At 63.3% G+C, this 13,735-nt stretch carries 11 protein-coding genes and 1 pseudogene; 9 read left to right on the top strand and 3 right to left on the bottom strand.

The window, feature by feature from the left end; genetic code table 11:
* Window positions 1-183 precede the first annotated feature (183 nt).
* Both MRAB57_RS14970 and MRAB57_RS14975 read left to right on the top strand, forming a co-directional pair.
* Window positions 184-1,059 (top strand): cytochrome P450, encoded by an 876-nt coding sequence (locus tag MRAB57_RS14970; protein WP_245835927.1) that lies wholly within the window; start codon window positions 184-186, stop codon window positions 1,057-1,059.
* Between the two features lie 39 nt (window positions 1,060-1,098).
* Window positions 1,099-2,310, top strand: a complete 1,212-nt coding sequence (locus MRAB57_RS14975) for a cytochrome P450 (protein WP_077079682.1) — start codon at window positions 1,099-1,101, stop codon at window positions 2,308-2,310.
* 10 nt (window positions 2,311-2,320) lie between these two features.
* Here MRAB57_RS14975 and MRAB57_RS14980 read toward each other — a convergent pair whose 3' ends face one another.
* Complete coding sequence (locus tag MRAB57_RS14980) at window positions 2,321-3,721, bottom strand: adenylate/guanylate cyclase domain-containing protein (protein ID WP_216823771.1); 1,401 nt, start codon at window positions 3,719-3,721, stop codon at window positions 2,321-2,323.
* Between the two features lie 275 nt (window positions 3,722-3,996).
* On the opposite strand from MRAB57_RS14980, the gene MRAB57_RS14985 reads away from it, so the two are divergent.
* From MRAB57_RS14985 to MRAB57_RS15010, 6 genes are all read left to right on the top strand, one after another.
* Window positions 3,997-5,526 (top strand): CoA-acylating methylmalonate-semialdehyde dehydrogenase, encoded by a 1,530-nt coding sequence (locus MRAB57_RS14985; RefSeq protein WP_077079683.1) that lies wholly within the window; start codon window positions 3,997-3,999, stop codon window positions 5,524-5,526.
* Between the two features lie 68 nt (window positions 5,527-5,594).
* On the top strand, window positions 5,595-6,485 hold the full coding sequence (locus tag MRAB57_RS14990) for a beta-keto acid cleavage family enzyme (RefSeq protein ID WP_077088061.1): 891 nt from the start codon (window positions 5,595-5,597) through the stop codon (window positions 6,483-6,485).
* A 53-nt stretch (window positions 6,486-6,538) separates the two neighbouring features.
* Window positions 6,539-8,275: an N-acyl-D-amino-acid deacylase family protein gene (locus MRAB57_RS14995; RefSeq protein ID WP_077079685.1), complete on the top strand. Its 1,737-nt coding sequence runs from the start codon at window positions 6,539-6,541 to the stop codon at window positions 8,273-8,275.
* Window positions 8,275-9,330 carry a phosphotransferase gene (locus MRAB57_RS15000; protein WP_077079686.1) on the top strand — a complete coding sequence of 352 codons (1,056 nt, stop codon included), beginning with the start codon at window positions 8,275-8,277 and terminating at the stop codon, window positions 9,328-9,330. Before MRAB57_RS14995 ends, MRAB57_RS15000 begins: the two co-directional genes overlap by 1 nt.
* A 63-nt stretch (window positions 9,331-9,393) precedes the next feature.
* Window positions 9,394-10,161 carry an SDR family NAD(P)-dependent oxidoreductase gene (locus MRAB57_RS15005; RefSeq protein WP_157900613.1) on the top strand — a complete coding sequence of 256 codons (768 nt, stop codon included), beginning with the start codon at window positions 9,394-9,396 and terminating at the stop codon, window positions 10,159-10,161.
* 15 nt (window positions 10,162-10,176) lie between these two features.
* Window positions 10,177-11,307: an Rv3169 family protein gene (locus tag MRAB57_RS15010; RefSeq protein WP_077079687.1), complete on the top strand. Its 1,131-nt coding sequence runs from the start codon at window positions 10,177-10,179 to the stop codon at window positions 11,305-11,307.
* Window positions 11,308-11,728: 421 nt separating this feature from the next.
* Here MRAB57_RS15010 and MRAB57_RS15015 read toward each other — a convergent pair whose 3' ends face one another.
* Entirely contained in the window at window positions 11,729-11,983 is a 255-nt protein-coding gene (locus MRAB57_RS15015; protein WP_131829134.1) for a carboxymuconolactone decarboxylase family protein, read from the bottom strand.
* 488 nt (window positions 11,984-12,471) lie between these two features.
* On the opposite strand from MRAB57_RS15015, the gene MRAB57_RS15020 reads away from it, so the two are divergent.
* A complete protein-coding gene (locus MRAB57_RS15020; RefSeq protein WP_077079689.1) occupies window positions 12,472-13,311 on the top strand; it encodes an enoyl-CoA hydratase/isomerase family protein in 840 nt (279 codons plus the stop codon).
* 99 nt (window positions 13,312-13,410) lie between these two features.
* Here MRAB57_RS15020 and MRAB57_RS15025 read toward each other — a convergent pair.
* Window positions 13,411-13,692: pseudogene (locus MRAB57_RS15025) on the bottom strand (cytochrome P450); the annotation flags it as partial.
* Window positions 13,693-13,735: the final 43 nt, after the last annotated feature.

The raw sequence follows: 13,735 nt of genomic DNA on the forward strand, positions 1-13,735 counted from the left end.
ACTCCGGCGGATGCCGAGATGAAACCCGAGGTCATCGAGCGGCTTATCGCCCTGACCGCCGGAATCCCCGTCGATATGAACGAGATGGCGTCCGCCAAAACCATCGCCGCCGCTGACCCGCCACAACACACCCGGATGCGCAGAATTGTGAGCAGGGGTTTCACACCCCCGCGAATCAAGGAGATGGCCGACGCGATCACTGAGATCGTCGACCGCTGCCTGAGCGGTATTAGCGAGCTTCCCAGCTTCGATCTTGTCGAGCGGCTGGCTGTTCCGCTGCCCGTTGAGATGATCTGTCACATCCTCGGTATCGACCGAAGCGAGTACGGCCACGCCAAACGCTGGTCGGACGTTTTCGCCGCGCATGCCAACGGCGAGTTAAGCAATCCCGCCGAACGCAGCGAGGTGATGCTGCGCAACATCAAGGAGTTCAGTACCTACTTCGTTCCGTTGATCGAGGCACGGCGTGTTGAACCGAGGAATGATTTGGTCAGTGCGATGGTCGCGGCGATCGACAACGAATCACTGACCACTGTCGAAACATTGATGGTGGCGATCACCATCATGGTCGCCGGCAACGAGACGACGACGAACCTCATCGGCAACGCCGTGGTCGAACTGCTGGCTAACCCCGACCAGCTCACATTATTGCTCGACGATCCGTCGCTGTTGCCCAACGCGGTCGATGAGGCGAACCGACTGACAACGCCGATCCAGTTCGCGTTTCGTGAGGCGACCGAAGACACCGTGGTTGCCGATACGACGATCCCGAAGGGAGCCATCGTCGCGCTGCACATGGCCGCCGCAAACCGCGATCCGCGCCGCTTCGATGAGCCCGACCGATTCCTGATCAACCGGGCCCCCGGCAAAAACCTGGCCTTCGGACATGGCATCCACTTTTGCTTGGGTGCTCACCTGGCCGGTCAGGAAGTGCGGGCCGCGATCGGCGGGCTACTGCCTCACCTGGACCGCCTCAAGCTGACCGATGCTCCGCTGCAACGCAATCCGACGGCACTGCTCAACGGATGGCAACGGGTCGAACTAGCGTGGGTGTCCTAGTGCCCCAAGGAAATTGCCGTTGAACGCGAACAGACGACGATGTTGACGGCCTCGATGCTGCTGGACCCAGCGGTCCTGCAGAACCCCTACGACTTCTATGGGACGCTGCGGGAGCAGGCGCCGGTTTGGGTGGTGCCCGGCACGGACGTCGTCGCAATCAGTACCTTCGCACTGTTGTCGGAGGCGGTGGCGCGGCCCGAGGACTTCTCCTCGACCATGCGTTGTCTGCTCTACCGCGACCAGGATGGGCTGCCGGCCCGCCTCGATTTCGGTCAGGCGGCCATGCCGACGCTGGCCACCGCGGACCCGCCCGTGCACACCACGCATCGGCGCGCAGTCTTCCCGGAATTGGTCGCACGGCGGATGCGCACCCTGGAGGACGACATTCGCGCGTTGTCAGCGGCCGCAGTCAAGCAGGCCCTGGATAACGGCAGCTTCGACTTCATGGCGACGATCGGCAACGTGGTGCCGATCACGGTGGTGGCCAGGCTGATCGGCTTTCGCGACATCGACCCGATGCAGCTTCTGGAAGCGGCGTTCGACTCCACCACGATGGTGGGCGGCACGATGTCGATGGATGAGCTCAATACTCTCGTGGCCCGCACCGAGACCATCGAAGCCTGGATCGCCGACCAGATCGCGGGCACCACAGAGGGCGAAGAAGAAGGAATCCTGCTGGCCGTTCGGCGGGCGCTGGATGCCGGCACCCTGCAAATTGGCGAGGCCACCATCATCCTGCACACCCTGCTAAGCGCCGGCGGGGAGTCCACGACCAGCCTGCTGGGCAATGCGGTCCGGATGCTCGCCGAAGATCCCCGATTACAACAGCGGCTGCGCGAAAAGCCGCAGGAACTCGATGTTTTCGTGGAGGAGGCGCTGCGGCTCGAGTCGCCGTTTCGGCAAATGATGCGCAGTGTCCCGCACGACACCACGCTGGGAGGCGCGGACATCGCGTCGGGTTCCACGGTCTTGCTGCTCTTCGCGGCTGGGAACCGAGATCGCGCACAGTTCGACGACCCGGACCGAATCGACCTGACGCGCGATTCGCCTAAACGCCATCTTGCTTTCGGGCACGGCATTCACTTCTGCGTCGGGGCCGCTCTCGCACGCATCGAAGCCCGTGCGGTGCTCGGCGCAATCCTCGAGCAGACCCGCGAATTCGCACTCGAGCCGGATCGCGCCCCGCAATGGGTGGACAGCCTGTTGGTCCGCCGGCACGCACAGCTCCATGTCTGCGCCACACCGCGGTGAGATTCACCCATCAACAGTCGAACAGCGGCTCGGCCACTTCGGTCATTGCCGATCGGCCTCGAAGCGACGCCGATCCCCGCGTCGCCCAGTGCTCCCGTTCCACCGCCTGGGCGCGAGCGAGTGCACTGCCGGACGCCAAAACTCTGGAATCCCATTGCTTGGCGCGATCAGCCAAACGCGCAGCCTCGTTGACGGCATCTCCAATTACCGTGTATTCGTAGCGGTTCTCTGCGCCGATATTGCCTGCGAACACCACACCGGCGGTTACTCCGATACCGAAGTCCACCAGGGGTAGCTGCCTCAGTTCTGTCCCGAGCCCGCGTGCCGTCGCGAGTGCCGCCGAAGCCGGTTCATCAATCTCGATGGGAGCTCCGAACACGGCCAGAACCGCGTCGCCTTCGAACTTATTGATCAGGCCGTGCCGGTCGTGCACGGCCGCGACCACGATGCGGAAGAAGTCGTTCAGAATCTCCGCGACTTCCTCAGGCGGACGGGCGGCGGCAATCGCTGTCGACCCCACCAGATCGACGAAGAGTACGGCGACGTCTCGAACGTCACCCGACAAGGACCCGTCCTGTTGAAGTGCCTGGCGAGCCACGTCGGCGCCCACGTGGCGGCCGAAGAGGTCCCGCAGTTGTTCCCGCTCCTCCAGACCTGCCACCATCCGGTTGAATCCGACCTGCAGTCGCCCGATCTCTGAGGGCTCATACACCTCGACGAGCACCCCGTTCTGGCCGTGTTCCACCTCGGTCATCGCGATGACAACTTCCCGAACCGGGTCCGAGATCGACCGAGCCACCAAGATCATCGCCCGGGATCCCAAGGCGAGCGACGCCGCAGCGAGCACCAGAATCGGTGTTTCGATTGGCGCTGACTTCTGCACGAACCAGCCGTTGGAGCGTGAAAGCACGATCAGGGCGATTCCCGCGATGGGCAACGCGCTGAAGAGGCCCCACGTAATCATCACTCGTGCAAGCACGCCGGGCATCTCGCCGGACGGGGTTGCGGTCTTCATCGATGCCGCAAGGATGGGCCGCAGGACGCGTTGAGTTATCAGGTAGCCCATGCAGGCGGTGGCGGCGCCCCCGAACAGAATGGCGGCGCCGATTACCGAGGCGACGGCGCCGCCCGCGCGGAAGTTGACCAGAACAAATACTGCCCCGCTGGCGGCCCAGATACCGAACTGGACAACGGTCTGGCGGGCAGCTATGCGCATCGCCGCGTGCTGTTGAGCGGGCGTTGGTTCGGCTCCATCGGCGAACCAACGGAAGGACGGAACCATGTACCAGACACCGGCCGCACCACCGACGGTTGCCGAGATTGCGACCAGGCCGCACAAAGCGATCAGGTTCCTTTTATTGGACAGGATGCCTGGGTCCCCTCCGGTGTTTCGGGTTAGCGAGACGATCATCAACGAGACGGCGCCAGCGGCGAGGATGTGCGCGGAGGTCAGCCCAGCCGCATAGCTGGCTCCAAGACGAATTGCTGTTTTACGCCTAGAAGTCCGGCGCGGCAACCGTGGCTCATCAGATGCTTCCATTAGTAGACCATCACTTTCGTACAGCGCATCCGACGACTAGCGTGGAGAGCATTAGATATTCTACTTCTGTTGTGATCTAGCTTTCGCACACGCCGAAGATCGTCACGACGCCGCAAGCTCGAAAACAAGAGGCCAGGACAGACTGAATGACTGCGCAGACGACGCTGATCCCGCACTTCATCGATGGCCGGCGCACGACAGGCCGGTCCGCTCGCACGGCCGACGTGCTGAATCCAAGCACCGGTCAGGTGCAGGCGCAGGTACCCATGGCTTCGGCCGCAGAGGTCGATGAGGCCGTGGTCATAGCGATCGAAGCGCAGAGGGAATGGGCCGCCTTCAATCCGCAGCGTCGGGCGCGCGTGATGATGCGATTTGTCGACCTGGTCAACAAGGAAACGGACGGCCTCGCCGAACTGCTCTCGTTGGAACACGGCAAGACGGTCGCCGATTCGCGCGGTGACATCCAACGCGGCATCGAGGTCATCGAGTTCGCCATCGGTATCCCGCACTTGCTTAAGGGCGAGCACACCGAAGGCGCGGGGACCGGCATCGACGTCTATTCACTGCGCCAGCCACTAGGCGTCGTCGCGGGCATCACGCCCTTCAACTTTCCGGCGATGATCCCACTGTGGAAGGTGGGCCCAGCGCTGGCGTGTGGCAACGCATTCGTCCTCAAGCCCAGCGAACGGGACCCGTCTGTTCCGGTCAGGCTGGCAGAGCTGTTCCTCGAAGCGGGACTGCCCAAGGGCGTCTTCCAGGTGGTGCATGGCGACAAGGAGGCCGTCGACGCCATCGTGAACCACCCGCGCATTCAAGCCGTCGGATTCGTCGGCAGTTCCGACATCGCAAAGTACATCTACTCGACCGCTGCCGCCAACGGTAAACGCGCACAGTGCTTCGGCGGAGCCAAGAATCACATGATCGTGATGCCTGACGCCGACCTGGACCAGGCTGTCGATGCGCTCATCGGCGCCGGTTACGGCAGCGCGGGCGAGCGGTGCATGGCCATTAGTGTCGCAGTCCCGGTCGGCGAGCAGACCGCGGATCGGTTGCGCGCCAGGCTCGTTGAACGGATCAACAATCTGCGCGTTGGCCACAGCCTCGATCCGAAGGCCGATTACGGGCCACTGATCACGTCGGCGGCACTAGCGCGGGTAAAGGACTACATCGCCCAGGGTATCGAGGCAGGCGCCGAGGCCGTCGTCGATGGACGCGAACGCGCCAGTGACGACTTGACTTTCGGTGAAGTCGGCCTGGAGGGCGGCTACTTCATCGGACCCACGCTGTTCGACCACGTCACCACCGACATGTCGATCTACCGTGACGAAATCTTCGGTCCTGTCCTCTGCATCGTCCGGGCAAACGACTACGAAGAGGCGCTCGCGCTGCCCTCCGAGCACGAGTACGGCAACGGCGTGGCGATCTTCACCCGGGACGGCGACACCGCACGCGACTTCACCTCCCGGGTCCAAGTCGGCATGGTCGGTGTCAACGTGCCGATCCCGGTTCCGGTGGCCTACCACACCTTTGGCGGTTGGAAGCGGTCCGGCTTCGGCGATCTCAATCAACACGGGCCCGCGTCGATCCAGTTCTACACGAAGGTCAAGACTGTCACCCAGCGGTGGCCGTCGGGTATTAAGGACGGCGCCGAGTTCAGCATCCCGACCATGAAATAGGCGAGCCTTGACAGGCAACCACTTTCGCACCGTCCCAGCAACTTTCACACTCCGGCACAGGAGCAGCAGTGAGCGAACCAGTCATCATCGAGGCCGCGATCAACGGCGCGACGTCGAAAACTGTGAATCCGAACGTGCCGGTGACCGAAGACGAGATCGTTTCAGATGCGCTGGCCTGCTTCGAGGCTGGGGCCGCGATCGTTCACCAGCACATATCGAACTACAACCTCTCCGGCGACGAGGCGGCCGAGGTGTATCTCAGTATCTGGCGACGGGTGCTGGCCGAGCGGCCAGATGCGTTGTGGTACCCGACAATTAACCTCGGGCCACCAGCTCACTGGTACGACCATATTCCGCCCTTGGCGGAGTCCGGACTACTGCGGATGGGAGTCAGCGACCCGGGGTCGGTCAACATGGGAGTCCCGGTGGACGGCCTGCCCGTCGGTTCGTTCGTGTACAGCAACAGTTTCGACGATGTCGCCCATCAGCTGGAGCTGTGCCACACCCATCAGCTGGGCCCGAGCCTAGCCATCTACGAACCAGGCTTCCTGCGCACGGTCTTGGCATACCACCGCAGCGGACAACTTCCGCCCGGCTCGTTCATCAAGCTGTACTTCAGCTCCGAGCGGGGTCTCAGCGGAACGGCATTCGGGTTGCCGCCAAGCCCTACGGCTCTCGCGGCGTATGTCGAGCTTCTCGACGGCACGGGTCTGCCCTGGGCGGCTTCGGCAGTCGGTGACGACCTCGTTCGCAGCGAACTGTGCCGCGCTGCACTCGACGCCGGTGGCCACCTGCACGTAGGGCTGGAGTTCTACGCCGGCGACCGCACCCCCACCAATGTCGAGCTGGTGGTCGAGGCCGTCGAGGCGGCCGCCGCAGCTGGCCGTGAGGTGGCCACCAGCGCCGCCGCCGCCGCACTACTCGGCCTCCTGCGCACCATGGAATCGGTGCCCCGATAGACATTGCAGATTCGAAATCGGGTGCTGGACAACAACAATAGGGAGGTTGACCGATGACCTATGACCTCGTGATCCGCGATGGCACAATCGTCGACGGCTGGGGGGGAGCGCCCTATCGGGGCGACGTCGCGGTACGTGGCGGCGTCATCGTGGCGGTGGGGTCGATCGATGGTGCGGGCAGGCATGAGATCGACGCGGCAGGCCTGTTGGTCACACCGGGATTCATCGACCTACACACCCACTACGACGGTCAGGCGATCTGGTCGGATCGGCTCAACCCGTCGTCGTCGCACGGTGTGACCACAGCGGTAATCGGTAACTGCGGTGTGGGATTCGCGCCTTGCCGGCTGGCCGATCATGACGTGCTTGTCGACGTCATGGCCGGTGTCGAAGACATTCCTGGCGTGGTCATGGTCGAGGGTTTGGCGTGGGACTGGGAGACGTTTCCCCAATTCCTGGACCGGATCGAGGCGGGTCGGCGTGACATTGATGTCGCGGCGTTGCTGCCACATTCGCCATTGCGGGTCTACGTAATGGGGCAGCGCGGCGCCGACCGCGAACCGGCGACGGTTCACGACCTGGCCGAGATGCGCAAGCTGGCTGCCGAGGCGGTGCGGGCCGGAGCGTTGGGCTTCGCCTCGTCGCGATTGGCTACCCACCGCACCGACGGCGGGCAGCAAATCCCGAGCTACGACGCCGGGGACAACGAGATTCTCGAGATCGCGCGGGGGATAGCCGACGGCGGTGGGGGATTGATTCAGTTCGTACCGGACATCCCTGCCGCCGGCTACGAATCGGTACTGCAGACGGTGTTCGATGCCGCCAATGTCGTCGGCCTGCCGGTGACGTTCACGCTTCTCGTTGGCAATGCTGGTGATCCCCTGTGGGAGAAAGCAATTACGATGGTGGAGAAAGCCAATGATGCCGGAGGGGACGTCACCGCGCAGGTCTTCCCCCGGCCTATCGGGTTGATGCTGGGTCTGGAGTTAACGATAAATCCGTTCACGTTGTGTCCCACCTATGGCCAGATCGCTGATCTTCCGCTAACCGAACGCGTCGCGCAGATGCGCAAACCCGATGTGCGCGCGAAGATCCTGGCCGACCGTCCCACCGACGCCACATCCAATCCGTTGTTTCACCTGGGACAGGCGTGGGAGTGGATCTTTCCGATCGATGACCGCGCCATCTACGAGCCCGACCGCACCGAGAGCATATTGGCCAGAGCGCGAACCCGGGGTGTCTCACCGTTGGAGGAGGCCTACGACCGTCTGCTCGATGATGATGGCCACGCCATGCTGCTGGGCGCCATGGCTAACTTCACCGACAACTCCCTGGACACCGTCGGCAACCTGATACGCCGTGATGACGTGGTGCTGGGTTTGGGCGACGGTGGCGCCCATTACGGAATGATTTGCGACTCAAGCTATCCGACCTACCTGCTGACGCATTGGGCGCGCGACCGGGACACGGGTCGACTGTCGGTCGCCGAGGCAGTCCGGGAACTGACCTCGACACCGGCCAAGGTAGCCGGACTGCTCGACCGTGGTCGGATCGAGGTTGGCTACAAGGCCGACCTCAACGTCATCGACCACGCCGCGCTGCGATTGCACAAGCCAGTGATCACCCACGACCTACCCGCGGGAGGACGCAGACTGGACCAGAGCGCCAACGGCTACGTTGCGACCATTGTTTCGGGCCAGGTGATCGCCGAGCACGACGTGCCCACCGACGCCAGGCCCGGCCGACTTGTCCGCGGGCGCCAGCCCGCACCGGCCGGATTGCGCGGCTGATGGACGCCACCGCCCTGGAGTCAGTGGACGACGTCACTCCGGAGTGGATGGCAGCTGTCCTTGCGCAGAACGGCATCGCCGCCACCGTGTGTCGCGTATCCACCGTGCCGGTCGGCAACGGACAAATGGGTTCGTGTTATCGGCTATCCATTGGCTACGGCACCGGCGATGGACCGGACCGGCTGATCGTGGAGCTGCCGGCCACCGATGCGGCAAGTCGCGCCGCCGGCCAACTCGGCTACCGATGCGAGACTACGTTTTACCGCACGGTCGCTGATCGGGTGCACCTCGACATCCCACGGTGCTATTTCGCCGCGATGAACGAGTGCGGCGACGGATTCACCCTCGTGTTAGAGGACCTTGCACCCGCCGAGGCCGGCGACCAAATCGCCGGTTGCTCTCTCGATCAAGCTCGTGCGGCCGCAGTCAACGTCGCTGGATTGCACGCGCCGACCTGGAATGACCCGTCGCTTCGTGAACTCGACTGGCTCATACCAGATCTCGCAGCGTACCCGGAAGTAGCTGCCGCATTCCTCGTGGACGCCACCGCCCAGTTTCTGGACCGCTACGAGGTCACCCCGGACACCGCCGTGACACTGCGCCGCTTCGCTGATCGATTCGTGGACTGGGCAACTGGGCGACCCGAGCCGTTCGCCATGCTGCACAGCGACTACCGCCTGGACAATCTGCTCTTCGCCGAACCCGATGCCCCCCGACCGGTGATCGCCGTCGATTGGCAGGTCGTCACCGTCGGGTCGCCACTGCGCGATGTTGCCTTCCTTGTTTCCACTGGTCTGTCGACCGCGCGCCGGCGCGCCGGCGAGAAGGGGATCGTCCAGGCCTACCATCGGCGCCTCGTCGCGCTCGGAGTCGACGGCTACAGCATCGAACAATGTTGGGAGGACTACCGGTACGGGCTGTTTCAAGGCCCACTCATCACGGTGTTGGGCGCGTTCGTCGCTCAGCCCACCGCGCGGGGCGACCGGATGTTCGCCGTCATGGCCGAGCGGTCATCGACGGCGATCAGCGACCTAGATGCGATGTCTCTGGTATGACGGCATTCGGGATTGGGAGCGCATGAGGTCCTGGTGCGAACGCGAGATTCTGGTGGGCCTCTGGTGATTGAGCGCTACCGGGGCCGGGTTGCGGTCGTGACCGGGCGAACCACAGGAATCGGGCGAGGTATCGTCGAACGCCTTGTCAGCGAAGGGGCTTCGGTCGTCACCTGTGCACGTCATCCGCCGGAATCCCCATTGCCACATGGAGCGACGTTTGTTGCTGCGGATATCACCGACGAGGCGTCGATATCCGGCGTCATCGATGCGGCAGTGGACCGCTATGGTCGGCTCGACGTGGTCGTGGCGAATGCGGGCGGTGCCAACATCGGACCCTGGCCCGACGAACCCGTCCAGCAATGGCGCGAGCTGATCGATATCAACCTGCATGGCGCGATGCTCACATGTCGGGCAGCGTGGCCGCATCTGGTGTCGACAAAGGGAAACATCGTCGTCATCTCGTCGCTTTCGGCGTGGATGGGTGTCGGCGCGCACGAGATGGAACGGATGGGCGGCTTTCAGCCCTCCGCCGCCTACCAGGCGAGCAAGGCCGGGATCGAGGGACTCGCAAAGCATCTCGCAGGCCGTGGCGGCGAGCATGGGCTGCGAGTCAACGTGGTGCGTCCAGGGCGCATCCTGACCGACAAGTGGCAAGGTTTCCTCGGCGAGGATGGCCTCTTCTGGTCGCATTATCAGAACATTCAGTTACTCAAACGTCATGGCCGCGCTGAGGACGTCGCAGCTGCCGTGGCGTTCTTGGCTTCCGACGAAGCAGCTTTCATTACCGCCGCAGTCCTCGACGTCGACGGCGGCGCAGCCGCCAAACTCTAACCACCTGGAGGAACCGTGCTAAGCCCATTCGACGACTTCCCAATCCACCCCTCGGCCGATCCAATCGCCCACCCCGCCACGGGCGATATCAACCACTACGACCGGTACTGGTTCAACGGCCATCAGCGCGACGGAGCGTTCTACTTCGGTGCGGCAATGGGTCATTACCCGGTGCGCGGCGTGATCGACGCCGCATTCAGCATCGTGCGCGACGGAGTGGAGCACTCGATCTTCGCCTCCGGCGCGATGCCGACCGACCGATCCACCACCATCGGTCCGATCCGCATCGACGTGGTCGACCCGATGCGCACCATTCGCTACGTAGTCGAACCCAATGAGCACGGCATCACGTGCGACCTGCTTTTCCGCGCGACGACTGTCGCCGTCGAGGAACCCCGCCAGCAGCGACGCACGCCCGAGGGAATCTTGCTCACCGACCACACTCGTCTGACCCAGTGGGGTAGCTGGCAAGGCACAGTCACCGTCGACGGCCACGAGCTGCAGATCGACCCCGTCGAGGTCTCGGGCACACGCGATCGCTCGTGGGGCGTGCGCCCCATTGGCGAGCAGGTGCAGGTCATCCGACAACCCATGCCGCTCCAGGTGTTCTGGCTTTGGGCCCCAATACATTTCGGTGACCGCTTCACTCATCTGGCCGTTCACGAGCACGAAGACGGCAGACGGTGGCTCGAAACCGCGTTGGTCATCGATCCCATCCCCGACGGCGCAGCCCCGTGGAGCACCGCCGGCGTGCGCGAATGTCATGACATCCGTTACGAACTCGACTGGGAGCCCGGTCGTCGAGAAATCAAACGCGCGCGACTGTGGTTCGATGACCCCGACGAGGGCGAAGTCTTGATCGAAGTCGAAAAGAAGTTCACTTTCCGGATGCGCGGAATCGGCTATTGGCACCCACACTGGGGTCACGGAACCATCCACGGCCCGCTCGAGACCGGGCGCGAGTCAATCAAGCTGGACGACTTCGATCCCACCGACTTCGCCTCAATTCACCTCCAAAACCTGGTAATCGCAACGATGGGCGATCGCCGCGGCGTCGGCGTCGTCGAGCAGGTCGCCATCGGACCCCACCGACCGAGCGGATTGACCGGCCTGCTGGACGGACATCGAATTGCCAAACCGTCATAGCAACGACTCTTGCACCGAGGTGACCACGACGATGAGGCGCTCCATCCCTCGGTCGACCGCGTACCCCGCGATGCATATCCTTACTGCGGAGCAGGGCGCGTTCGACGGTGGCGTCGCCACCTCGCGCTTGGGTCGTCTGCTGAATGTCGTCGAAGGTTTGGACCCGTCGTGCAGCAGCGGCAGCACCTCGCACCGACATGGATGATGGCAACACCACGAAATTGCGTGCGTATGCAGCTTCGCTATACAAGCATCCCCGCGCTGCATAGTCGGCGATCACCTTGTGGAGTTCTCTAATGCCGGCATGGCCTTTGGGTAGCCGGTGCGATGCCGGCCGTGCTCCGTCAGCAGCCATCACTGAGACGTCATAGTGGTCCTCTGCCTGAATCGTCACCGCCAAGGCGGTCATCTTTCGGCGCGGTTACTGTTGCGGATCGGTGAGGGCTTGTTCCGCGATGCGGACGCAATCGGCGACGCTTGAGTCGGCGTGTATGGCTACCTCGTTGAGGATGTCGCGGACCTCGTCGGTGGTGAGGCCGTTGGCTAGGGCTTGTTTGATTTCGCTGCGCAGCTCGGCAGTTCGGTGTAGTGCTGCGGCGGCGGCGATGTTCAACATGCTGAGGTCTTTTGCAGACAATCGGGTGTTGTGTGTTGGCCGTTGATCATCTTGTTGCATGATGCCCTTTCGTTCGTGCAACCGGTGCGTACCCCCGTCTTTCACTGGCGGTAAATCTGGCTACGCGCAGGCTGATCCGCGGTTAGTCCGCGTTGGACCTTGTATCCGCTCGTCAGGCAGAACATGGCGCGATCGAGGATCGGGAGTGTGTCGGTGACGGCGATCTCGCCTGGCGGCGAAGCGCCCACGAAGACATTGATGGTCGCAGATGATGTCTGTCCGCACGAAGATACATTAGTTGCATTTTATGATCATGATCTTCTCTTCAGAAGAATCTGCTGCTAGCGTTGCCCGACATCATCATCTTCGACCAGGGCGCCGCTCGGCGCCAGGCAGCGGAGATTACGTATACGAAATCGTTGCCGGTGCACTCGCTCGCATCGATGCTGGGGTCGCTAATGTTCACCACCACATCGCCGATTTCACCGTCTCAGGCAGGTGGCCAGCCGAGGTGTACCTGAGCCTCTGGCGACGGGTAAGGAGAATTCATGTCTGAAGCCACCCAGTCCAATACGGTCGGTCCACGCCCTCCGGACGGCGACTGGCTCGGCACGCCGTTTCTCAGGTTCACCCGCGAGGGACCTCTTGCGATCTGCACTTTGGACCGCCCGCAAGCCCGAAATGCCATGACGGCCGCGATGTATTTCGGCATCGGATACGCGGTGAACCGGGTCAACTCCGATAACGACCTGGCCGGTCTGATCATCACGGGTACTGGCGATGTCTTCGCGCCGGGCGGTGATCTCGGCGGCGGCGGAGTGGACCACTGGATGGACTTCGGATCAACGTTGTCGATGGACGCTGTGCTGCCGTTCGACACGTTACGAACCTCGGCCAAGCCCGTGGTCTCAGCGGTCAACGGACTGTGCCAGGGCGGTGGCCTGATGATCGCGATGTGTAACGACATGGCGATGGTGAGCGACCGCGCGACATTCCGGGTGCCCGAACTGTTCCGAGGTATCGCAGACACCTATTACAGCCAGATGCTGGCCCGCATCATCGGGCCGGTCCGCACGCGGGACCTCATGCTGACCGGTCGTGTCCTGTCCGCCGAGGAGGCCGTTGATTGGGGCCTGGTCGCCCGCGTGGTCCCACACGATGAACTCATGGACTCTGCGCGCGACGTGCTGGGGCAGTGCTGCCGCACGGCGCCCACCGCCCGCGGTGTCGTGAAGGCGAGCTTGGACAACTATCTGGGTCTGAATGACCGCATCGGAATGCGTTCCAGCCTACGGGCGCCCGAGGCTGCCGAAGGATATCGGGCTTTCAAGGAGCGGCGCTCGCCCAGCTGGGTGCACCCCGACCTGCAGCTGGCAGGGCGGCTCTAGTCGCCTTCGGCGAGGCGCTGGAAGTCGATGTCTCTTGCCCAGCACCGCGTGGTGGGCTGCGGGCGCTAGTGTCTTACCCGGCGCGCGGCGCATTAGGTGTCATTCGTAGGCAAGTTCTAGGCGTTCGAGGCGCCGCACCAGGAGGCTCGGCGGCCACCGCCAAGTATGAGCGGCCTCGATCTTCGAGGTGCGTTCAAGAAGCTGCCTGAGCACGATTTGGGCCTCCAGCCGAGCGAGGGCCGCCCCGATGCAGAAGTGTGTTCCCTTGCCAAAAGTGATGTGACCCTTGCCATTGCGACGGTCTAGCCGGAACTCATTGGGATCGTCGAAACGCGACGGATCCCGATTGGCCGCCCCCCACAACAACAGCAGGTGAGAACCCCGCGTCGAGATTCACTCCGCACAGCTCGTATTAAGGTATGCG

The sequence above is a fragment of the Mycobacterium rhizamassiliense genome (assembly GCF_900157375.1).
GTDB classification, from domain to species: Bacteria; Actinomycetota; Actinomycetes; order Mycobacteriales; family Mycobacteriaceae; genus Mycobacterium; species Mycobacterium rhizamassiliense.